The sequence below is a fragment of the Nostoc sp. DedQUE12b genome, assembly GCF_034530835.1.
Classification (GTDB): Bacteria; Cyanobacteriota; Cyanobacteriia; order Cyanobacteriales; family Nostocaceae; genus Nostoc.
Genome location: NZ_JAVRCI010000037.1, coordinates 1 through 21,267 on the forward strand (window position 1 = coordinate 1; position 21,267 = coordinate 21,267).

22 protein-coding genes are annotated in these 21,267 nt (G+C 39.5%); 6 read left to right on the forward strand and 16 right to left on the reverse strand.

Going from position 1 to position 21,267, the window contains the following annotated elements; all coding sequences use genetic code 11:
• From RMY16_RS18480 to RMY16_RS18495, 4 genes are all read right to left on the reverse strand, one after another.
• The coding region (locus RMY16_RS18480; protein ID WP_322737637.1) for a HAMP domain-containing protein at nucleotides 1-1,136 on the reverse strand (1,136 nt) is incomplete at its 3' end.
• 15 nt (nucleotides 1,137-1,151) lie between these two features.
• Complete coding sequence (locus RMY16_RS18485; RefSeq protein WP_322737638.1) at nucleotides 1,152-2,042, reverse strand: phosphate/phosphite/phosphonate ABC transporter substrate-binding protein; 891 nt, start codon at nucleotides 2,040-2,042, stop codon at nucleotides 1,152-1,154.
• Between the two features lie 451 nt (nucleotides 2,043-2,493).
• Nucleotides 2,494-2,874, reverse strand: coding sequence for a DUF423 domain-containing protein (locus tag RMY16_RS18490; RefSeq protein ID WP_322737684.1), 381 nt, complete (start codon nucleotides 2,872-2,874; stop codon nucleotides 2,494-2,496).
• A gap of 116 nt (nucleotides 2,875-2,990) precedes the next feature.
• On the reverse strand, nucleotides 2,991-3,470 hold the full coding sequence (locus RMY16_RS18495) for a hypothetical protein (RefSeq protein WP_322665117.1): 480 nt from the start codon (nucleotides 3,468-3,470) through the stop codon (nucleotides 2,991-2,993).
• A 666-nt stretch (nucleotides 3,471-4,136) separates the two neighbouring features.
• Here RMY16_RS18495 and RMY16_RS18500 point away from each other — a divergent pair.
• Nucleotides 4,137-4,934 (forward strand): sulfite exporter TauE/SafE family protein, encoded by a 798-nt coding sequence (locus RMY16_RS18500; protein ID WP_322737639.1) that lies wholly within the window; start codon nucleotides 4,137-4,139, stop codon nucleotides 4,932-4,934.
• Nucleotides 4,935-4,977: 43 nt separating this feature from the next.
• On the opposite strand, the gene RMY16_RS18505 is transcribed toward RMY16_RS18500, so the two are convergent.
• Complete coding sequence (locus RMY16_RS18505; RefSeq protein ID WP_322737640.1) at nucleotides 4,978-5,151, reverse strand: hypothetical protein; 174 nt, start codon at nucleotides 5,149-5,151, stop codon at nucleotides 4,978-4,980.
• A 251-nt stretch (nucleotides 5,152-5,402) separates the two neighbouring features.
• The gene (locus RMY16_RS18510; protein ID WP_322737641.1) at nucleotides 5,403-6,065 is read right to left on the reverse strand and encodes a cadmium resistance transporter; all 663 of its coding nucleotides are present in this window, start codon (nucleotides 6,063-6,065) and stop codon (nucleotides 5,403-5,405) included.
• 136 nt (nucleotides 6,066-6,201) lie between these two features.
• Here RMY16_RS18510 and RMY16_RS18515 point away from each other — a divergent pair, with 136 nt between their 5' ends.
• A complete protein-coding gene (locus RMY16_RS18515) occupies nucleotides 6,202-6,894 on the forward strand; it encodes a cadmium resistance transporter (RefSeq protein ID WP_322737642.1) in 693 nt (230 codons plus the stop codon).
• A 670-nt stretch (nucleotides 6,895-7,564) separates the two neighbouring features.
• Here the strand turns inward: RMY16_RS18515 and RMY16_RS18520 are convergent.
• The 3 genes from RMY16_RS18520 to RMY16_RS18530 form a co-directional block, all read right to left on the reverse strand.
• A complete protein-coding gene (locus tag RMY16_RS18520; RefSeq protein WP_322737643.1) occupies nucleotides 7,565-7,912 on the reverse strand; it encodes a hypothetical protein in 348 nt (115 codons plus the stop codon).
• Between the two features lie 360 nt (nucleotides 7,913-8,272).
• Nucleotides 8,273-9,235: a cysteine synthase A gene (gene cysK / locus RMY16_RS18525; RefSeq protein ID WP_322737644.1), complete on the reverse strand. Its 963-nt coding sequence runs from the start codon at nucleotides 9,233-9,235 to the stop codon at nucleotides 8,273-8,275.
• A gap of 18 nt (nucleotides 9,236-9,253) precedes the next feature.
• Complete coding sequence (locus tag RMY16_RS18530) at nucleotides 9,254-9,724, reverse strand: Rrf2 family transcriptional regulator (protein WP_322665104.1); 471 nt, start codon at nucleotides 9,722-9,724, stop codon at nucleotides 9,254-9,256.
• A gap of 225 nt (nucleotides 9,725-9,949) precedes the next feature.
• Between RMY16_RS18530 and cysE the strand changes: the two genes are divergently transcribed.
• Complete coding sequence (cysE, locus tag RMY16_RS18535; protein WP_409339895.1) at nucleotides 9,950-10,675, forward strand: serine O-acetyltransferase; 726 nt, start codon at nucleotides 9,950-9,952, stop codon at nucleotides 10,673-10,675.
• A gap of 230 nt (nucleotides 10,676-10,905) precedes the next feature.
• Entirely contained in the window at nucleotides 10,906-11,496 is a 591-nt protein-coding gene (locus RMY16_RS18540) for a Crp/Fnr family transcriptional regulator (protein ID WP_322670855.1), read from the forward strand.
• A gap of 6 nt (nucleotides 11,497-11,502) precedes the next feature.
• Here RMY16_RS18540 and RMY16_RS18545 read toward each other — a convergent pair whose 3' ends face one another.
• Nucleotides 11,503-11,841 (reverse strand): NIL domain-containing protein, encoded by a 339-nt coding sequence (locus tag RMY16_RS18545; protein WP_322737645.1) that lies wholly within the window; start codon nucleotides 11,839-11,841, stop codon nucleotides 11,503-11,505.
• 22 nt (nucleotides 11,842-11,863) lie between these two features.
• Nucleotides 11,864-12,529 (reverse strand): NIL domain-containing protein, encoded by a 666-nt coding sequence (locus tag RMY16_RS18550; protein ID WP_322737646.1) that lies wholly within the window; start codon nucleotides 12,527-12,529, stop codon nucleotides 11,864-11,866.
• Between the two features lie 1,092 nt (nucleotides 12,530-13,621).
• Here RMY16_RS18550 and RMY16_RS18555 point away from each other — a divergent pair.
• Nucleotides 13,622-14,140, forward strand: coding sequence for a hypothetical protein (locus RMY16_RS18555; protein ID WP_322737647.1), 519 nt, complete (start codon nucleotides 13,622-13,624; stop codon nucleotides 14,138-14,140).
• A 910-nt stretch (nucleotides 14,141-15,050) separates the two neighbouring features.
• On the forward strand, nucleotides 15,051-16,562 hold the full coding sequence (locus RMY16_RS18560) for a hypothetical protein (RefSeq protein WP_322737648.1): 1,512 nt from the start codon (nucleotides 15,051-15,053) through the stop codon (nucleotides 16,560-16,562).
• A gap of 130 nt (nucleotides 16,563-16,692) precedes the next feature.
• Here the strand turns inward: RMY16_RS18560 and RMY16_RS18565 are convergent, their stop codons facing one another.
• From RMY16_RS18565 to RMY16_RS18585, 5 genes are all read right to left on the reverse strand, one after another.
• A complete protein-coding gene (locus RMY16_RS18565) occupies nucleotides 16,693-16,959 on the reverse strand; it encodes an NIL domain-containing protein (protein ID WP_322737649.1) in 267 nt (88 codons plus the stop codon).
• A 149-nt stretch (nucleotides 16,960-17,108) separates the two neighbouring features.
• A complete protein-coding gene (gene cysW, locus RMY16_RS18570; RefSeq protein ID WP_322737650.1) occupies nucleotides 17,109-17,984 on the reverse strand; it encodes a sulfate ABC transporter permease subunit CysW in 876 nt (291 codons plus the stop codon).
• Nucleotides 17,971-18,831 carry a sulfate ABC transporter permease subunit CysT gene (cysT, locus tag RMY16_RS18575; RefSeq protein WP_322737651.1) on the reverse strand — a complete coding sequence of 287 codons (861 nt, stop codon included), beginning with the start codon at nucleotides 18,829-18,831 and terminating at the stop codon, nucleotides 17,971-17,973. The genes cysW and cysT overlap by 14 nt, the downstream gene beginning before the upstream one ends.
• A 100-nt stretch (nucleotides 18,832-18,931) precedes the next feature.
• Nucleotides 18,932-20,077 (reverse strand): sulfate ABC transporter substrate-binding protein, encoded by a 1,146-nt coding sequence (locus RMY16_RS18580; protein WP_322665087.1) that lies wholly within the window; start codon nucleotides 20,075-20,077, stop codon nucleotides 18,932-18,934.
• 320 nt (nucleotides 20,078-20,397) lie between these two features.
• Nucleotides 20,398-21,162 (reverse strand): sulfite exporter TauE/SafE family protein, encoded by a 765-nt coding sequence (locus tag RMY16_RS18585; protein ID WP_322665084.1) that lies wholly within the window; start codon nucleotides 21,160-21,162, stop codon nucleotides 20,398-20,400.
• Nucleotides 21,163-21,267: the final 105 nt, after the last annotated feature.

Sequence of the window (21,267 nt, forward strand, 5' to 3'; positions counted from 1 at the left end):
ACAGGATTATTAATTTCATGAGCTATACCTGCTACCATTTGCCCAAGAGAAGACATTTTTTCTGTTTGAATTAATTGCCCTTGAGCTTCTTTTAAATCTTGCAGGGTTTTTTGAAGTTTTTGGGTTCGTTCTTCTACGCGTTGCTCTAAACTTTGACGAGCTAGTTCTAATTCTTGGGTTCGTTCTTCTACGCGTTGCTCTAAACTTTGGTGAGCTAGCTTTAGTTCCTGGGTGTAATCTCCCACCCATTCCACCAGTTGATTCAGGGAAGTAGCTAATGTCCCTACCTCATCGTTGCTTGTAACATTAGCTCTGAGTTCAAAATTTGACTCTTCCGTGATTTTCCTGGCAACGTTAGTAACTATTTGTAGGGGGCGTGCAATTAACCTACTGGTATATACTGCTAGTATAGCTGCGATCGTAGACGATAGCAGCATACTTCCAAGAATAACTTTAATTCGCAATTTTTGGGCACTATCAAAACTAGCTTTTGCTTGCTTTCTGTTAATTTCAGCATGTCCTATAATCCGAATTAACTCATCTGAAAGTTTTTCAAATTTAACAGAAACATTAGCTTTTTTTTTGAAAAAAACTAGTAACTCTTCTTGTTCAGATTTTATTTTTTTTGCTAAAAATTTATTTTGTTCAATCTGTTTCCAAAAATCTTTGACTATTTGAGTATATGTCTTTGTATTTTCTTTGTAGTTATTCAATAATTTCAACAAATCTATATTATTTTTTGTTGAATTATAAGCATAAGTATTGGAAAAAGTTTCTATTTTTGATAACTGTTGATTAACCTGACTCATTTCATCAAGAAATCTATTTTTTTCAAATTCTAACCAAATAGAATTTTCTAATACAGTTACTAATCTTTGTGGATGCAGTCGCACTCTAATTATTGAATTTTCTAAATCTTTTAATAGAGATTGTTGTTGATAAGATGAATCTAACTGCTGTTGAGCAAGTGTTTCATAGCGGTATGCAAGTAACAAACCACTTGTTGTACCGATGAAGGCGATACCAACTGCTAGAGTATACCCATAACTAATCTTTTTAGCGATATTCCAGTTATCGCTAAAGTTACTAAGTAATATAAAAATCCTTTTAACAGAATGTTTCGTAGCAGCGATCATTTATTTATTAACTTATTATAAAAAATTTCCTTGTCCGATTTTTTGATAAACCTCACGAATCATATTATAATCAGCATCATTTGCTAAAACTAATTTGCTTCCTTTATAATTTTGGTTTGCTTTAGCGGTCACCAAACTTTGAATTAGTTTATCCTGATGTTTCATCATGCGCGATCGCATATCTCCTATAAAGCTAGATGCCAATTGGTTACTAGCAACAAATACGTCTCTAGGAAGTAATGGTCCTTTAAAAATTACAGAAAAATCCTTCTCAAGTAAACCCTCAGATTCCAGAATGTTTTTATATCTGTCAGATGCAATCGCCCAAGCATCTACCTCACCTTTTTTTAAGGCTTGTACTCCTTTATCACCCAACATGACAGTTTTGAAGTCAGTTTTTGGATCTAATCCAGCATCTATTAGTAGCTTTGTGGGAGCAAGATGACCAGAAGTTGAGCCAATTTTTCGCATGGCAATTGTTTTGCCTTTCAATTGAGCTAATAAATTAATTTTGCTATCTGCACGAACTACAATAATCGAATGGTAGTTCGGGCGCTCAATGGCAATTATAGGAATAGCCTTTGCTCTAGCATTCAAAATCAAGTATTCTGAAGGCCCTGCAAATACAATATCCACTTCTCTTGATAACAGTGCTGGTGCTGCTGCTGTACGATTTTCTACAGGAAAAAACTCAATTTTTATGCCTAATATCTCTTCTAATGTGGTGCGAAAAACTCCATAATCTCGTTGTAAGTCTTTAATTCCAGCAACATCTGTAACTGCAAATTTGAGATTTTTGGGTGCAATTATTGCTATCTTATCTGAGCTATTAGTAGTAGAATTTACTCCTGTTGTGCAACCAGCAGTAAACAGTAGCGAATACCAAAGAAAGTTGCGCCGTTTCATAGGTCTGAATAATATTACAAATGTAAAATTTTTTAGCTGTTATTTATAAATATACTTATGCAGTTTATTGCTTTTTTGTATTCATAGCTTCTGTAATTTTACGGAAATAAGCTTGATGAATTTGGCAATTCTATTTGTTAGAAAATATAGGGTGCGTCCCACTTGAGAAAAATACCTGATGATTAGAAATAACGGTCTATTCATCTAAAATTCACTGTAAAAAAACGCGAGATCGACGAACCTCTCCCTGCTTGAACTTTAGTTCAAGTCTGTCCCTGTGGGAGTCGGAGAAGGAGGGTTTTGCCTAGTAAAAGCTCTTAGAGGTCTTTTGATTGGGCTAATTAGGCGGACACTGTATGAGCCGTTGAATTCACGTTAAAAAAGAGGAAATTGAGCCTCCAACAAATGGAGTTAGGAGTGAAAAATTTTTCACTCCTAACTCCTAACTTTTTTACAACTTCAAATTCCAAGCAGCAAAAGCTAAAGTCCCCCAAGCTGCAAGAAAGGCTGTGCCGCCTAGCGGTGCGATCGCTCCCAAGGATTTAATACCGGTTAAGCTAAGGGCGTACAAGCTACCTGAGAAAATAGCAATGCCAATGATAAACAGCCATCCACTGGCTACGAGTGAGGGTTGAGGCGACTCAGTGCGACTCATTAGGATTGCTACTAAGAAAAGTGCTAGAGCATGATACATTTGGTAACGAGCGCCAGTTTCAAAAATTTCTAGCGATCGCTCACTAATTTTTTCCCGTAACGCATGGGAAGCAAAAGCACCAGCAGCAACTGACAAACCGCCTAAAATGGCAGCTACGCTCAAAAAAATCTGCGTCATTAGAACTAGCCGTAAGTTGGGTATTGTAGTCATTAGTCATTAGTCATTGGTCATTAGTGAATAACAAATAACAAATGACAAAGGACGAAGGACAAACGACAAATGACTAATGACAATTAGACATCAAAATGATATGATACAGCCCCTTCTTCGTTCACCTTAAAGTTTGCATTGAATTCTTTAGCTTTTTCATCTAAATATTGTCTGGCGTGGGCTGCGGGTAGTTGTGACTGTATGGCAAAGCCTAAAACGGTTACGCGCCCGTGATTTTCTTGTAGCATCTCATAAAAAATTGATTGCAGGCGATCGCTGACTTGTTGATTAATCGCCTTTTTCTCCTGCCGACTTTGACGGTACAATCCCAATGCTAACCACGTACCCAGTGTTAGGGTAGGGACACCAAAAATTAGACCACCGACAGCAGCATTCTTATCTTCATAAGTAGCATTCGGTGCATTAAATTCATACTCACCCGTGGGTATTACGATGGCTTTACGTGTAGCAAATTTTTCTAATGCCGCTGTTGCTGATAGAGTTACAAACATGAATCCGAGTGTCAGTAGCCAACCAGCAGCTAATTTTTCAGCAGTTTTCATAATTTCACTTTAGATTTACACTTTGCTTGCGATTTTAACCTGACTTTCATAAAGGTTCCAATATCTCAATCTACTCCCAGCGACAGTTTTTTAGGTTTTACACAATATTTTTGCTTACATTGCCTACTTAACACTCTTTCAAGAAACACTTGACGTAAAACTCCCCAATATTGGCGATTTTAGCTTTGCTAAACAGGATTTTGACTGGGTTGTAAAAAACAAAATTTTCCATGAGTCATTAGACTTGCGGTCTATTATCCAGAGAATATAGCGATATACAAAGCGAATACGCTAGACGTTTGATCGTGTTTACAAGTAAAATACGGTAAGCACATCGCTTTACCGGCTTTTGCACGGAAAACCGCAGAAAAACCAGTAAGAAGTTGATTTTAGTAAAACAACTGACCCATAAGCAGTTATCAAAGTCTGTTTCAGCTAAATGCCAGTTGTTATACTTCCAAAAACTTCCAGACAGGTTTGTTTTAAGTTGTCCAGTAATTCTCTGCCCTAACTTTTAGCTGGATAACCTTTCTTTGTGTCACTCATCTTTTGAGAAACACAATAACTTGCCATGACTAGCTCTATCTACCACTGGGCTGTCATTCGGCTGAGTTATTGCTCTCTAGTAGTGAAGTTCTAGCTGACTTTCTCAAACCCCCAAAGAGTATGCACTATTTGTTACTACCATTCTTAAGCTTTTTCGTTGGCATCATCGTTGGTTTGACGGGAATTGGCGGAGCCTCTCTCATCACCCCAATGTTAATTTTTGTCTTTCAAGTTCCGCCTTCTATCGCTGTGAGTTCTGATGTTGTGGCTGCCACATTGATGAAAATTGTTGGTAGTGTCAAGCATTGGGAACAGAAAACCCTTGACACAGAAGTTGTCAAATGGCTGGTATTCGGGAGTGTTCCAGGCTCACTCTTCGGGGTGGGAATTTTGCACTTCATTAAACGTACAGGTGGGTATAACCTGGATAACATCTTGCTCCGTTTGCTGGGCGGGATGATTTTGCTAGTCACAGTGTTAGCACTAGTGCAATTGTTGTTATTGACTTTTTTACCCAAATTTAATTTACCCGAACTGCCAAAGTTAGACTTAGAAACTAACTTTGGTCGATTTATGACAATTACTTTGGGAGCAATTTTAGGCTGTTTGGTTGGTCTAACTAGCGTCTCATCAGGTTCAATGTTTGCCCTAGTGCTGATTGGGTTTTTCCGCCTTGATGCACGAAAGTTAGTGGGTACAGATATTTCACACGCAGCGATTTTACTGCTGTTTACAGCCCTTGGTCATCTCAGCCTCGGAACAGTTGATTGGAGTTTGGTAATGCCTATATGGCTAGGCTCTGTGCCAGGGGTTTTACTTGGCGCTAAAATCTGCCAGGTAGCTCCGCAACGCCCACTACGGTTTATCATTTATACCATTTTGATGATGGTAAGTTGGAAATTAGTTCATCAGGTATAACAGGACTTAGTAATAGAGTTTGGTTGTAAAAGTTTTTTGCTGCTCACTCACTCTCCAAAAAGACGGCACCGAGATTAGGTGCGGCTAAATCTATCCCTCCGTTCGTTCCAGTATTTGTAGGAAAACAAGAATTAGCGACATTCAGCAGTGTTTTTGGAGTGCAGGTAACATCAGGGGCAAACAACGAGTAGCCGTAGACTTTTTTTCCGTATGACACGAGTTCATCGGTACGAATCAGAAGACCTCCTAAAACTTGGTTTGCTGGAATAGTGAGTGCAGGGTTTATGGGAATTTCCCGATTATTTTTGCCAGCATTATTCAGGAAATAATATTGATGTTAAAAACATATTTTGGTTAAGAATTGGTAAACAAAAAATTTTTCTTTGAATATCGAACACTAACGATTTAATTTCAGATTGGGGTTTTCAGCGTTTAATCCCAAATCCAGCATTCAAAATTCAATATTGATTAACTTCTCACCCAAGATAGTAAACTGAATGTACCTCGTTCATACATAATGAACATACCCAAGCCAATTAACACAAAAGGTACAGCAGCTTTACCGTAGCGACTTAAAATATTAGCAATGCTAGGTTGGCGGCTAAAACAATAAGCGATCGCACACCAAACCCCTACCATGATAAAAAATATACTTAAAATTACTCCCAAACTGGCAAGGTCATGACCAGCGAACAAAGGGATATATATACTGATATTGTCACCACCATTAGCGATCGTTACTGCTGCCACTTTATAGGTTTGGGGATGCAAAATACTCAAAAGAAAAGACAATACCGGGTTGGTAGGTGTGGACTGCCTAAAATCACTACTGACTGTCTGAACTGTTATAGTTTCTTCTTTTCTAAATATTAATTGTTGAATACCAATTGCTATTGGTAGTAGCCCTAACAATCCTATCCATTCTCGCTGTACAACCAATCCACCAAAAAATCCTGGTAAGCTAGCGATGATAATGGCTGTAAAACCCAGATATTGACCGAGTAAGATATACCGCCGCCGAAAATTAACATCTACCTGTGAAAAAAATATTAACAAAATAATGATGTCATCAATGTTAGTGGCGATGAAGGCAATTATCCCTTCACTGAAGGCTGTCCCTAGCTGACTCATGCTGGATTTTTAGAATCTACGATTTACCACCATACCAAATTAATCTTTCAAGTAATTCAACTACACCACTTCCCAGTCCCTACTTTTTATTCCCTATCTCAGTCGTAGTCTAAATACCTAAAAACTGCTGTCAAATATGAGCGAGTTAGTTACTGAAATTACTACAGGGGCAATTGCGTTCATTGCCACTAACATTGATGATATTGTCATTTTATTATTGTTTTTTTCTCAAATAAACGCTAACTTTCGTCCCCGGCATATAGTTACTGGTCAGTTTCTAGGTTTTACAGTTTTGTTAATCCTTAGTCTTTCGGGTTTATTTGGAGGATTAGTTTTATCAAAAAGCTGGATTGGATTACTTGGTTTACTACCAATGTCCATAGGTATCAGTAGCTTAGTGAATTCGGAAGAAGATTCATCATCGCCAGAAAAAGTTGTAGCTGCTACAGAAGAAGCTGAAGCATCAACAATTACTAGATTTTTTTCTCCCCAAGCTTATAGTGTGGCTGCTGTTACCATTGCCAATGGTGGCGATAATATTAGTGTGTATGTGCCTTTATTTGCTAGCTCCAAATTAGAGAGTTTTTTAGTAATTATTGGATTATTTTTTCTCTTGTTAGGAGTTTGGTGCTACGTTGCATACAAATTAATTAACAACAGAGCCATAGCTGATCTATTGACTCGCTACGTTAATAATGTTGTGCCTTTTATTCTTATAGGATTAGGTGCTTTTATTGTATTAAAAAGTGAAGCTTTGAGTCCAATAAAGTTAGCTGCTAGTTGTTGCTGTCTAACAGTATTAGTGAAAAATGATATTGCTAGGCATTAACAACAAATAATTTAAGAGCAGAATTGGAGATACTCTGTTTCCGGTTAACAGTTAGAGGATCTCTGAAAAGTTTTTTGTATACACCGAATGCTTAGATATCCCCCTAAATCACCCTTAAAAAGCAGGGTGGTTTCAGACGAAAAAAGAAAAATCCATAAGTCTTGATTTCTCATGTATAACCATAGATTTTGACCCTCTCCAAACCTCTCCCCGAACCGGAGAGAGGCTTTGAAACCTAGTTTTAGTTTTTCATCTCGTTGTATGAAACCATCCTGCAAAATTCCCCTTAAAAAAGGGGGACTTTGACACTCTTATTTCCCCTTTTTTAAGGGGGTTAGGGGGGGATCAATAGACCTCTTGCAAAAATATATTTTTGCACTCTTAGGGAAAAGGAAAAAGGTTAAAGGGAAAGGATTTTGAGTTTCTTTACCCTTTTCCCCCGCCCCTTATCCCCAGAGGGGGCCCCACCTTCCCCTTTACCCCGACAAATGCCAATAAGTCTAATAAATATTTAGATACTTCTCAGACATCCTCTTAGAATTCAGCTATTGACAGGATTCAAAACAATACCGATGAAAGGGAACAGGGAATAGGGAACAGGCAACAGGGCTGATTCTTCCTCTGTTCTCTGTTCCCGCCCCGAAGGGGCATGGTAAAAAAGCCATCACTTTTATTCGCATTCCTTAGAAGAGCGATTTCTCTTAGGAAGGGGCAATGTCTTTTGAAATTCCTTAATTGCCTCAATATGAGTCTGAGTTAGATTTATATGCTCCTGTACTGCCTCTGTAAACACTTCTGTTGAGGCATCTTCTGCTAATCTTGCCGTCAAGTCTTTGACTTTGTGCGCCTGCTTCTCCATGCTTTCTCCGCAATCTTTGATGCGTTTGCCTTTTTGATGGCTACTTTGGTCATCTGTTTGTAAACTCTCACCTAACTCTTTTACTGCTTTGCTTTGCTCAATTAATTCCTGAGCATGTTTCTGTGCAGTTTGTATAGTCTGCTGGGAAACTTTATGCATAATGTGAATCCTTGCTATTGCAATCTTATTGAAATTATTTCAATACAAACTGATTTTTTTAACTAACCTCTATCAAGGAGCGATCGCCACAATAAAATATTTACCTATTAAAAAATTATATGTCTTGTTAAAAACCTACTAATCTATCGAATGATAGGTTAGAGTCATGTATCAAAAGGTCAAGATTAATAACTGTTGAAAAATTTTCAAAATCAAAGCGATCGCTATTGCTAAGGTCAATTAGTGAAGCGATCGCTTATCACCATTGCGTATGCTTAACTTTTGTCAAATGGTGGTTTGCACTGTATATATTGTGATTAATCAACTATCTAATAGGTCTAACACACGCTACATCGAATATTAAACTTTGCTCAACCACTCATTCTCCTCTGGGTCTTTGAATAGCGAGGTGCTGAGGTAGCGTTCGCCGAAGCTAGGCTGGATCATCACAATTAGGCGACCTGCGTTTTCTGGGCGTTGTGCCACTTGAATAGTTGCGTATAAAGCAGCACCAGTCGAAATTCCCGATAGTAGTCCTTCTTCTTTTGCTAGGCGACGGCTGTAAGCGATCGCTTGCTCATCTGCTACCTGAATCACTTCATCTACCAGTTCTGAACGGTAAATTGCTGGGACAAATCCCGCGCCGATACCTTGAATTTTGTGAGGGCCTGATTTACCGCCTGCTAATACCGGACTGTTGGTTGGTTCAACTGCGATCGCTTGAAAACTCGGCTTCCGTTTTTTAATAACTTCTGAAACTCCCGTAATCGTCCCACCAGTACCCACTCCCGCCACGAGAATATCTACTTCTCCATCGGTATCATTCCAAATTTCTTCGGCTGTGGTTTCGGCATGAACTTTCGGGTTAGCAGGGTTGCGGAACTGCTGCAACATATAAGCATTGGGCGTTTTAGCTACAAGCTGTTCTGCATGAGCGATCGCTCCTCGCATCCCTTCTACCCCTGGCGTTAACTCTAGTTGAGCGCCATAAGCTTTGAGCATCGATCGTCTTTCGTGGCTCATTGTGTCAGGCATCGTTAGAATAAGATGGTAGCCCTTGGCAGCTGCCACCATCGCTAGCGCAATTCCTGTATTTCCAGAAGTCGGCTCTACTAAAACAGTTTTTCCGGGGTGAATCAAGCCTGCTTCTTCTGCCACTTCCACCATACTCGCGCCAATCCGGTCTTTCACAGAAGATGCTGGATTCATGCTTTCTAGCTTCACCACAATCCGAGCAACCGCTCCTGATGCTTGGGGAATCTTGTTTAATTGAACTAAAGGAGTTCGGCCGATTAACTCTGTGATATCTTTCGCTATCCGCATGTGGGTACTCCGTTGTGTCTAAATATAATACATTGGACTCTGCTGGGCGCGAGTTTCTCTTTCCTCGCACAAATCTTGGAGTGTATAACGACCCAAAACTTCTATTGAGGCAGCGTTAGCTTGCTCCCAAACTTCATAAACCAGAGTCTTTTCTAGAGTCGAAGAGTTAGAGGTATCTTTCTCTTTCCGCTCGCCTTCAACCAAAGTGACAATTTCAAGTATTGTAATCTGCCAAGGTTCCCGAACTAAAACGAAACCTCCTTTAGAGCCGCGTTGACTCTGCACCACACCAGCACGCCGGAGGTTGGTCAAAATTTGTTCCAGATAGCGCTCAGGTATGGGTTGCTTGGCAACGATCTCACTCATAGTTAAAGGAAGTTTTTTTCCGTGGTGGCTTGCCAGTTCTAATAGTGCTAGCAGCGCGTATTCCACTTTGGAAGACAGATCCAAGAGAGCGTAGTTTTGGCTATTCAACACTGTACTCAACATACTACGGTGAATTGGGGGACTTATCGCAGTTTATGCGAAATTAATTTTTTTCAACTGGGGAATGTGATAACATCCCACTTATTACCCACAAAAACACTATACTCTATCGACTTACCGTAGATTTGATATTACACAATTCTCATATAAGGACTCGATCTTTTTCTGGGAATTATCCTGAGTTCCTGTTTTCAGAGCCTCACCTACCAACAAAAATCTCAACAGAGTATGCTAATAACTGATTTGCGAACCATTTTTGAGCGTGACCCAGCAGCCCGTAACTGGCTAGAAGTATTGTTCTGTTACCCTGGACTGCAAGCTCTAGTGTTTCATCGATTGGCGCACTGGCTGTATAAAATTGGAATTCCCTTCATACCAAGATTCATCTCTCATATTAGTAGGTTTTTAACTGGAATTGAAATTCATCCTGGGGCATTAATTGGCCAGGGAGTGTTTATTGACCACGGCATGGGAGTTGTGATTGGTGAGACTGCGATCGTGGGGGATTATGCTTTGATTTATCAAGGTGTCACCCTTGGCGGGACTGGGAAAGAAAGCGGCAAACGCCATCCAACTTTAGGCTCTCATGTGGTTGTGGGAGCGGGTGCGAAAGTATTGGGAAATATTCAAATTGGCGATCGCGTCCGTATAGGAGCCGGTTCTGTGGTACTACGAGATGTCCCCAGTAACACGACTGTAGTTGGGATTCCAGGGCGCGTAACTCGTCAGAACAATTTAAATAGCAATGTTCTGGATCATGATAAAGTACGCGACGTAGAAGCTGAAGTAATCCGCGCTTTATTTGAACGCGTCAAGTCTCTAGAGAAACAGTTTGAGCAGTTGGAACAATCAAGTTTGTCCCCAACTGAGCTTGGCGACGAATTAACCGACAACCCTAAAAGCAAAAACTCTGATGGGATGATTGAAGATTTTCTTGATGGTGCAGGAATTTAATTTAGGGAATTGGGCATTGGGCATTGGGCATGGGCAAAGGGAAAGGGGTAAGGGGAAAAGGGTAAGGGGAAAAGGGGAAAGATTAAATTTATTCCTTTTCCCTTTAACCTTTAACCTTTTCCCCTACTCCCCCTGCTCCCCTGCTCCCTCATCAAAATACCCATAGGTTCTTATAACCTGATATAAATGTAATACTACGGTTAATTTATCGGAGAATAGTTTTATATAATATGGTGTCTTTGTACACAAGCTTATCTAGTTCAAGCAGTAACAATACTAAGCAACTTTTTGCCCGTAGGTCATTTCTGCCAGAGCATCATAACGACCTTTGGAAGATTGAAACGGGTTTCGTCAGAACTTTTAGCTATCTGGAAGATGGTACAACTGTTGCTTTAGGATTGTGGGGCCCTGGAGATGTCGTTGGTAAAAGGTTGTCAAAATTAGAACCTTATCAGATGGAATGCCTAACTAAAGTGGAGGCAACAGTTTTACCTCTAGAGGAGTGGACTGAACTAACAGAAACTCTACTTGCCCATATCCAACAGGCTCAAGAATTGATGATCATTCGTAGCCATAAAAAAGTGGATACTATGCTTATCAAGCTATTAGCATGGTTATCCAAAAAGTTTGGTTCGGAAGTTGAGAAGGGACGTTTAATAGATATGCGTCTGACTCATGAAGACCTGGCGGAAATGCTTGGTTCAACTCGTGTGACTATCACTCGTGTTCTTGGGCAGTTTGAGCAAGAAGGCTTGATCGATCGTCTCTCCCTACATCGAATTGTGTTGCGAGAAGAAGAAATTTGGTACTATGAAATTTAAATTATTTCAATAAAACCAGCTATCGCCGTCAGCATTCGGCTTGCCCACAATTCTAAGATTCAAGGATTCTAGGTAAGCTAAACCGCTAGAAATTTGTGGCACTGTTCCCCGCAGTTCAATGTCAAAACATCCTTCTGCATCCGTATTTGGTTGTAGCATAGCCTTGGTAATATTAACTACCAAGCCACAAGTAGAAATTAACTGCGAAATCACGGGCGCTTGCAGATAGCATTTGGGAATATGTATTCGCAAACGAATTTGAGTGACTTGGCTTTTTTCATAAACTGAAGAAACTAGTGATAATCTGTTTTGGAAATTGGTTTTTTGGTTATTTAGTGCTGCCATTGGATAGTGATGATTTTATTAATTAGCGTAGGCGTAGCCCGTCGTAGACATCGCTATAAACGCTAGACAAATCCAACCAAATCGGTAGTCCCAGTTTTTCTAAATAATTCAGGCTAGAGTAGAGTTGCTTTGTTCTCCCCCACAAATCCAAGTCAAACCAGCCGTCATCTTCCGTATCGGGTTGAAGTATAGCAGTGGTGATATTGACTGTTAGTCCATAACGAGAAACTAACTCGGAAATCACTGGTTCTTGGTAATAAGATTTTAAGATACACAGTTGCAAGCGTAATCGATTGGTTTGACCCTGAGAAATCCATTGCTGGAATTGTTCTTGCCATTTATTTGTCAGCCATGCAGATTCTTTGGGACTCAGTTTGATAGGTGGATTTGGGAAAGGTAGAGTGTGCTGGTTGGGTTGAATTTGGTTAGCGATCGCTAATTGCAACAAATTCACTCCCAATCCTTGCAAGTAAGATAGGCTATTTGTCAGTTTTTGGGGATTTCCTGAAAGTTCCAAATCAAACCAGCCATCGCTGTCATTGTCGGATGTCAGGGATGCAGCTTTGATATTGACGGTTAAACCATAACGAGACACTAGTCGAGAAATTACAGGTTGTCTGTTATACCGTTGAGGCACAAGAATTCGACTGTGGACTGAAGCAGGTTCTACAGATTTGCTCTGAGACATCAGATTAATTCCCAATAGCGATGCCTACGGTCTATAAACTACGGTAACTTTATCGACTTAAAGAGCTATTTTGCCATGCAAAGAACCTATCATGAAGTCTACAAAAAAGCAATCAGGAAATTAACGTAAATTAGGAGCAATTTATGTAGAGTACTTGACGTTAAACGAATTGAAAATTTATTCCATCTGTCTCTTCGGTGATATCATCTTTATCTTGGAATCAAAATTGAATGCATCCTTGTTACCTGACCTCACCAAATCGCGTTGCTCCTGTTCGATGGTCTTGTGGCAGAATAATGTATTCATTTTTAATTTTTAATTCCGCCTTGCGGTACTAGTAGTTCGCCAAGGAAACTTGGCTATTTATTGGGCAAGGGGGAAAGGGAAAAGATGTTTACTCCTTTAACCTTTAACCTTTCCCCTTTTCCCAGCCTTCACCTAACAATTTTGGGTTGGCAGACTACTAGTTCCTTAAACCTATCCCACTATTCTAAAAATCCTTACTTCTTTTCGTAAATGTGCTTAAAAACCTTAGTTTTTCGTTGTCAGTTCTTGATAAGCTTAAGCTTTGTGACACAAATATTATTAGTGGGATAAGTTCTTAAACCCTAAAATATCATTACCTAACCCTCCAACCGTGGAATGTCGGTTACAAGATACGCCTTATTGTGAATTAAAAATTTTCAAGCAATATCAAAGGTTTCAGCCTTACAGCACTTTCCGCTATTGTGAGGTAGATATTTAGTGCTGAAAGGGTGCAAAAGGAGGGAATGTGCAGGGGAAAAGACTGTACTTCATAACAGCCGAAAGCCCTATAGCTTAAATTGTAAACTCTAGCCTTATGAACAAGACTACGTTGTATTCAACCTTGTACTTAAGTAAGCCGTAAGATTCAAGTTGTAATAAGCACTGTATTTCTTCACAAGTTCCTCACATTCATTTTCTCATATCAAGCATCAAAATCGAGGCGCTCAAGTATTGCATTAATTATCTTGAGAATTCACCACTTTAAACAACTTTAACAACATGAGTACAATCTATATGAACTTTAAAAAATTTGGTGTATTACTGTCTATATCTACAATTTTTGGAATGAACGTTATTACGACCAAGACTCTGGCTCACGATTTACCTAGTATTTCTTTTGGAGCAATAACAACGGTTGGATGTAATGTTACAAATACGCTTCCTGGATCTGTCCCTAGTACCTTACCCATCGCCTTGGATCAAATTAGTGCAAGCGAGGGTCAGCGTCAAAGGTGTATTTTACGTGCCCAGACTTTTATTCCTAGTGGTTTCTTCGTCGAAGATATACAGATACTTTACCAAGGAAGCGCTACAGTTAGTCCAATGAGTGAAGGTGCTAGCTTAAGCAGAACCTATAGCTTTAGTGGTGGTGCTCTTGGTCAAACCATATCTCCCATTAAAACTACCAACTTTACATCTAACGGTTCTAATGGATTTGCAGAGCAAGATGGTATTACTGTTCTATCTACTTCATGTGGTGGACAAGGACTATTAGGTATTAATATAATTGCACAATCATCACTAGGAAGTTCTATAGACATCCCCAAAATAGTAATACTTTCTGGTAAACTGTCACGTTGCTAAATTTAATAAACTGTATTACTTTCATTTGTAATTTTTAGCTCCCATTTAATCAGACCACCTTCATTAAGCAATTTACTCGGCTTATTTGCCAGATATTTACTAATTGATGTTGGGGAATCGCCTCATATAATACCGCCTCTTTTTTATCAACCGGAGGTCTGCCAATGGCTTTTCTGGGATAGTTTTAGTGTGAATTAAGATGGGATTATCCAAAGTTTTTGCCTCTTGGAAATCCTATGCACCTCTTTACATACGACTTGTGTATACACGGTCAATACGGTTCGGTTAAAGGGGAAAGGGAAAGGGGGAAAAAACTTTTAACCCTTAACCTTTAACCTTTTCCCCAAAGGTAATTCTGAGTTCAAAATGCTTATCCGAACCGTATTGTATACACGGTAGCAAAGAGCGGGGGAACAAAAGAAATAGACTTCTTGCAAAAGTCGGGGTAAAGGGGAAGGGGAAAAGGGTAAAAAAACTCAAAATCCTTTCCCTTTAACCTTTTCCCTTTTCCCTAAGAGTGCAAAAATATATTTTTGCAAGAGTTCTAATGCATATTGCCTTACAAACGGTTAGTAGGGGGAAAGGAGAGAAATAGCTCTTCATTGCCAATAACCGCAGCTTTACGGATGGACACCACTACCGTCACAAAGATTAAAGCCTATCAATACTTAGTTAAATTAAAGACATCAAGAAGGATGGAGGCAAACCTCTCGAACGACATGAGCAATCCACGCTCAACATGCCACTTGGTTGGTAGTTGAGCTAATTATTAATAAACTAACAGGTCAGTGCTGGCGCGATCGCGAAAACTTTAAACTTTAAGTTCATATCCTAAAATTACCTTCTTCTTTCCCCTGTTAGGATATTAATCAGCATAAGATAGTCGCTTAAGTTTTGATTATAAACTTTGATGATTAATATTACTAAATTCAATAAAATTGACTTTCTCGTTTTGATTGGGATTGTGATTATTGGTCTTATACATTTGCCTTTTCCATTTGACGGAGATCAAGCGTTTTTTAGGCTTGGTGCTTTGGAGATGCAACAAGGAAAGTTACTTTATCGTGATTTCTGGGATGTGAAGCAACCGGGGATTTTTTGCTTTTACTTTTTGGCAGGAACTTTATTTGGTTTTAATGAGATTGGCATCCATCTCTTTGAACTTATTTACATGGTGTTTCTGTCTATAATATTGTTGCTGAGTCTAAAAAGCTATTTTCAGCATCCGATAATCGCAAGTCTAGTACCATTGTTAACGGTTGGCGTTTACTATACTGTTTCACAGCCTTGGCATCTTACTCAAGTAGAGGCACTGGTTAGTTTGCCTTTATTTATTTGTGTTTGGTTGACTTCTCAATCTTTTAAATATGAAGGTAGAAAAAGATTTTTTATACTTTTCCTATCAGGCTTTATTGGTGGAATTGTCATCACGTTTAAATTAATACTTTTGCTAATATTAGTTTCCTTTTGGCTAACTATTTTGATATATTCTTTGCTTATCAAACGGCAGCCAATTCCAAAAGTATTTGTAGAAATCTTTATTCCCATTTTTATGGGGATTATATTTCCTATTTTATTTATTGTTAACTATTTTGCCTGGTTTAATAGTTTACCAATTTTGTATCAAACATTTTTTTTATATCCACCTCGGATTGTTGCTAATTCCCAATTTAACCCAAGTGGGCTTTTTGCAGGAATCAAATGGTTTTTAAATAATTTTTACCCTCTAATTTTAGCCGCTACTGTTGCAGTAGATGTATCATTGCGTAAGTCTAAGAGTATATTGACTTTGCTACTTGTTATTTGGTGTATTTTTGCTTGGGGTGTGATTGCTCTACAACGTGGCGCATTTTGGGAATATCATTATTTACTATTGTTTGTACCTTTAGGTATTTTAGCTACTAAAGGATTAGATGTTTTATGGGAGTCTTTAAAAAAATTGAGTTCCCCATTTACGACAATTCTGCTTATATTTTTGTTCTTCTTCCCTTTGTCGCACACTCTTCTAAAAAAGAGTGTTATTCTGGTTAATAACAATTTTGCTTTAGCTGAAGATACACGATTTAAATATCAGACAGTTTTTAGAGAAAAATATCCGTCTCTTCGTTCAGAGGCTGAATTTATCTCCCAACCAGGAAGTCTTCCTGGCAAGATTTATGTAGCTGGCGATCCATCTATTTACTACTTTTCTAATCGGACTCAGGCAACATCACTACGTGGTTGGGCACTTGAATATTTTCTGCCTGAGCAATGGACAAAACTTCTAGAAGAGTTAGATTCATCTAAACCTCCTTATATCTTTATTGATTATATTCAGCAGCCTACTATCAACAAAAATTTTCCAAAAATGCTAGAATTTCTTGAGGGAAGATACCGTATTTTACGTCAAAATGATAACGGTATTTGGTATGCGCTTTTGTAATAAAACCACTATCGCAATTCTGAATCATTCATGATAAACAAGATCCCCGACAACTTTTATGAAGTCGGGGATCTAAGGGTTTCAATACTCTTAAAACTAGATAAATAAACTGTTTGTGTTGCTATAACCCTTACCAATCGCTTGCTTTAGTATCATCCCAGACTTCCAATTTCAAGTCGCGGAGATAAGTTAACCCACTTTGAATTTGTGCATCTGTTCCTTGTAGCTCAAGGTCAAACCAACCATCCCCGACAGCATTGGCTCCCAAGATCGCTGCCGTGATATTCACAATCAGTCCATAGTCAGACACCAGGCGAGAAATAACAGGTTCCTGGTGATAATCTTTAGGAATTCTGAGTCGAATCCGTTTATTGGTAAGTGTATTGTCAGTAGTCATATCTGAATTATTTCAATCCCTAATCGGGATTGGTACAGAACTACTCTTAACCCTAACAGTAATTTTCTAATAGGTACTAAGTAGATCGTACCATGTCCCATGATTTGTTGGTATCCTATTCAAAAGATAACTACAATTGCTTGATTTTTCTATTCAACATCTTTAATACGGGTTTTCCGTTCTAGGATCTCCTTCAGCACTAAGGTTACTACTGCTAGCAAAGCTAATAGTACAGCCGCAGAGAAAGCCGCTTCAGTTTCGTATTGTTTGTAAGCGTCTTCTACAAACAATGGTAGGCTCTGGGTTTGGTCAGCAATGTTACCAGAGACGACGGAAACCGCTCCGAATTCACCCATCGCTCTGGCATTGGTCAAAATTAAACCATAGAGTAAGCCCCAACGGATACTGGGTAGGGTGACGCGCCAAAATATCTGCCAATCTTTTGCACCTAGTGTTCTAGCAGCTTCTTCTTGATCCTTACCAAATTCTTCTAAAACAGGAATTACTTCCCGCGCCACAAAGGGCATACTCACGAAGGCTGTAGCCAATACCATACCTGGAAAGGCAAAGATTATCTTGATATCATGGGCTTGGAGCCAAGGGCCAAACCAGCCATTCCGACCGTAAAGTAGCACAATCATTAATCCTGCAACTACGGGCGAAATCGAAAAAGGCAGGTCAATAATGCTCAAAACTACGGCGCGTCCAGGAAATTTATGACGAGCGATCGCCCAAGCTGCACATAAACCGAATACCGTATTTAAAGGTAGAGAAATTACAGCTAATAATAATGTCAGCCAAGCTGCATGGATAAAAGCTGGTCGCGTCAGGTTGGACAGAAATGGCCCAACACCTTTGCTGAAGGCTTGGACAAAAACGTTAATTGCCGGGATATATTGAACTAGGGCTAAATAGGCGATCGCTATCCCAATTAAAACTATTGGCACCCAACTCTTCTGCTCTTTAGGCTTGGCCGTATGTGTATCAGATGCAGATGAGTGAAAACTTGGCTTATCTACTGTCATACCGCCTTGCCCATGCTTGTAAGAAATTAATTGCCAATAACAATACCAACGAAATTGATAGTAAAACTATGCCAATTACTGTTGCACCAGAATAGTCATACTGCTCTAAGCGTTGGAAAATCAGCACAGGTGCGATCAAATCTTGATAGGGCGTATTGGAAGAGATAATCACAGTCGAACCATACTCTCCAACTGCACGAGAGAAACCCAAGGCAACACCAGTCAAAATTGTGGGAAATAAAGGTGGCAAAATCACTTTCCAGAAGGTCTGCCATTGAGAAGCACCCAGACACCAAGCAGCTTCTTCAATTTCATGTTCCATTTCCTGAAGCACGGGTTGCACAGTTCTCACAATAAAAGGTAGTGAGATAAATATCATTGCTACCGCTACTCCGGTGCGGGTAAAAGAGACTTTAATTCCCAGTGGTGCTAGTAGCGAACCTAGCCAGCCGTTATCACTGTAAACTGTTGCCAAGGTTAGCCCTGCTACGGCAGTTGGTAGTGCAAAGGGTAAATCCACTGTGGCATCAATCAAGCGCTTGAAGGGAAAGTCGTAGCGAACCAGAACCCAAGCAATCAGAGTTCCAAATACGCCATTGAGTAAGGCAGCAAATATTGCCGTCACAAAAGTTACGTTGTATGTTGCAAGTGCGATATCACTGGTTGCGATCGCCCAAAACCTAGATGGAGGTTCTGTAGCTGCTTTCAGGAACATAGCAACTATAGGGATAAACAACATCACCGTCAGGTATGCAATCGTGATTCGCCAAGTCCAAGGAACTCGCCCCAATCTCTTCCAGAATAGCGTTTTGCGTTCAACTTCCACAGACGGAGATACAGTTGTCATAGTGAAAAATTCAAAATTTAAAAACTACAAGAAGTTTTTTGCCACTGGTCGGTTGTTTTTTCTACTGACCACCGACCATTGACTAAAGACTAATTACCGTTTATTTTTGGGCTTGAATCTTGTCAAATACGCCCCCATCTGCGAAGAACTTCTTATCAATTGCTTCCCAACCGCCTAAGTCTGCAACAGTACCTAAAGTTTTAACCTTGGGAAATTTGTCTGTAACTTCTTTAGTTTGAGCTATAGTTTCATCCACAGGACGGAATCCCAATTTGACAAACTCTTGCTGTGCTTCTGGGGTATAGAGATATTTGACAAAAGCTTCAGCAACTTCGCGGGTTCCGTGCTTATCGACGTTTTTATCGACGACAGCGATTGGATTGTCAATAGATATATTCACGTCAGGAACAACATACTCAACCTTTTCGCCCTTTTGCTGTGCCAAAATAACTTCGTTTTCGTAGTTGATTAAGACATCACCCTGTCCTTGCTTGGCGAATGTATCAGTAGCTTCCCGTGCATCTTTAGGTAAGATTGGCACATTTTTGTAAACTTTAGTCACAAATTCAGTAGCTTTCGCCTCATCGCCACCTGTTTTAATCACAGAATCCCATAGTGCCAAGAAATTCCACTTAGCAACGCCTGATGTTTTGGGATTAGCAGTAATTAATTTGACACCATCTTTGGCTAAATCTGCCCAGTTCTTGATGCCTTTAGGATTGCCTTGACGAGTGACTATTGCTGCAACTGATTTGGAGACAATACCATTGTTGGGAACTTCTTTTTCCCATCCTGGCTGAATCAATCCAGCCTTCTCAATCTTTGAGGTGTCTCCAGCTAGTGCCAAGTGAACAACATCTGCTTCCAAACCATCAATAACGGCGCGTGTCTGGGAACCAGATCCGCCATAGCTTTGCTTGAAGACGACAGTTTGATTACGATCTTTCTTCCACTGTTCTACAAACTTAGGAATAATAGCTTCGTGAGCCGCTTTGGTGACAGCAAAGGAAACTAAAGTTAATTCAACATTATCTTTACTGGCAGCCACAGGGGTAGCACTAGCACCAGGGGTTTCAGAGGCAGAATTACTCCCAGTTCCACCAGAGCAGGCGGCAAGCGCCACACTCAATACAGTCCCTACCAAAAAGAGTGATACAAAGCCCTTGAGCGAACTTAGTCTGAACCGATACGTTCTATGTTCAACTATCGCTTGTAATCTTTTCAGTGGGCGTTGCCACAAACTCATTCCATTTCCTCCACTAAATCTACAGATAACTGATGGGAATACAGTTATATAGTGTTTATAATACTGGATGATTCCATCTATCTAGTTGCAAATACCAAAAAATCTCACATTCTTCATCAAGGTAATGGTGATTTTACCAGTTCTGTGAAAAATTAAAAATGCTTTTACTTTCAACTATCAAATTGTGTAGGCGCAGCCCGTCGTAGGCATCGCAATCAACTATCTGGTGCATCAAGCAACTTGCTAGGGAATAGCTAATCTAGCGTAGGCGTAGCCCGCACTTCGACAAGCTCAGTGACCATCGTAGATATCGACTTCGCTCAATGCAGTGAAACAAAATCAAATAACGTCTTGAGTGCAAGAGAAATTACTGTAGTGAGAAATATACGGCGCAACCAGAGGTTACTGAGTCTGAGAGCAACCCGGGATCCAACAACTCCACCAATAAACATAGTAATACTCAGAATAATACCTAGTTTGTAATCAACTATTCCATGCATAAAGAAAATAATGGTGGCAATCAGCGAAGAAAAAATATTGATAAATTTTGTGTTTGCGATCGCCTGTACAAATGTCATCCGAAATAGGCTGACATAAACTGCTGTGAGCATAGTGACATAGCCACCGCTAAAGAAACCACCATAAACACCAAGCACAAAAGTTGCCACATATCCACCAATTTCTCCTATTGGTGATGGTTTCCCTATTCTTGAAACTATTCCAGCTTTCCGATTGGTGATTGAAAACACGGCAACCACAATCATCAAAATCGAGATAATTAGAGGCATCGATTTTGAAGGTACAACTAAAACAAGTAATGCACCGATAATTGAGCCTAAAAGCGTTAGGGCAATCATGATTGGCAAGCGACTGCGGTCAATTGCTTTTTTACCAATAAAAGGCAATGTACCACCAACACTCATAAAGGTTAATGCCAACATATTAGTGGCAAGAGCAATACGCGGTTCAATACTCAATTGCAACATTACAGGGACGGTAATTAAAGAAGTGCTTCCTGTAATGACACTTATGACACTTGTGAGAAAGAAAATTGCAATGAGGAGGAGCAATTGGATAGTATTCATCAGAGAATTTTATTTTATGTTGTTAGGAATACATTTTCTACAATGATGTTTACAGTAAGTAGAAATATCCGTGACTCTTGTTTAAAATGAGTTACAGCATTTTCT

Coding starts and splice junctions, on each gene's coding strand:
- RMY16_RS18485 (WP_322737638.1), bottom strand. CDS start 2,042: ATGAAACGGCGCAACTTTCTTTGGTATTCGCTACTGTTTACTGCTGGT.
- RMY16_RS18490 (WP_322737684.1), bottom strand. CDS start 2,874: ATGACGCAGATTTTTTTGAGCGTAGCTGCCATTTTAGGCGGTTTGTCA.
- RMY16_RS18495 (WP_322665117.1), bottom strand. CDS start 3,470: ATGAAAACTGCTGAAAAATTAGCTGCTGGTTGGCTACTGACACTCGGA.
- RMY16_RS18500 (WP_322737639.1), top strand. CDS start 4,137: ATGCACTATTTGTTACTACCATTCTTAAGCTTTTTCGTTGGCATCATC.
- RMY16_RS18510 (WP_322737641.1), bottom strand. CDS start 6,065: ATGAGTCAGCTAGGGACAGCCTTCAGTGAAGGGATAATTGCCTTCATC.
- RMY16_RS18515 (WP_322737642.1), top strand. CDS start 6,202: ATGAGCGAGTTAGTTACTGAAATTACTACAGGGGCAATTGCGTTCATT.
- RMY16_RS18520 (WP_322737643.1), bottom strand. CDS start 7,912: ATGCATAAAGTTTCCCAGCAGACTATACAAACTGCACAGAAACATGCT.
- cysK (WP_322737644.1), bottom strand. CDS start 9,235: ATGCGGATAGCGAAAGATATCACAGAGTTAATCGGCCGAACTCCTTTA.
- RMY16_RS18530 (WP_322665104.1), bottom strand. CDS start 9,724: ATGTTGAGTACAGTGTTGAATAGCCAAAACTACGCTCTCTTGGATCTG.
- cysE (WP_409339895.1), top strand. CDS start 9,950: ATGCTAATAACTGATTTGCGAACCATTTTTGAGCGTGACCCAGCAGCC.
- RMY16_RS18540 (WP_322670855.1), top strand. CDS start 10,906: ATGGTGTCTTTGTACACAAGCTTATCTAGTTCAAGCAGTAACAATACT.
- RMY16_RS18545 (WP_322737645.1), bottom strand. CDS start 11,841: ATGGCAGCACTAAATAACCAAAAAACCAATTTCCAAAACAGATTATCA.
- RMY16_RS18550 (WP_322737646.1), bottom strand. CDS start 12,529: ATGTCTCAGAGCAAATCTGTAGAACCTGCTTCAGTCCACAGTCGAATT.
- RMY16_RS18555 (WP_322737647.1), top strand. CDS start 13,622: ATGAACGTTATTACGACCAAGACTCTGGCTCACGATTTACCTAGTATT.
- RMY16_RS18560 (WP_322737648.1), top strand. CDS start 15,051: ATGATTAATATTACTAAATTCAATAAAATTGACTTTCTCGTTTTGATT.
- RMY16_RS18565 (WP_322737649.1), bottom strand. CDS start 16,959: ATGACTACTGACAATACACTTACCAATAAACGGATTCGACTCAGAATT.
- cysW (WP_322737650.1), bottom strand. CDS start 17,984: ATGACAGTAGATAAGCCAAGTTTTCACTCATCTGCATCTGATACACAT.
- cysT (WP_322737651.1), bottom strand. CDS start 18,831: ATGACAACTGTATCTCCGTCTGTGGAAGTTGAACGCAAAACGCTATTC.
- RMY16_RS18580 (WP_322665087.1), bottom strand. CDS start 20,077: ATGAGTTTGTGGCAACGCCCACTGAAAAGATTACAAGCGATAGTTGAA.
- RMY16_RS18585 (WP_322665084.1), bottom strand. CDS start 21,162: ATGAATACTATCCAATTGCTCCTCCTCATTGCAATTTTCTTTCTCACA.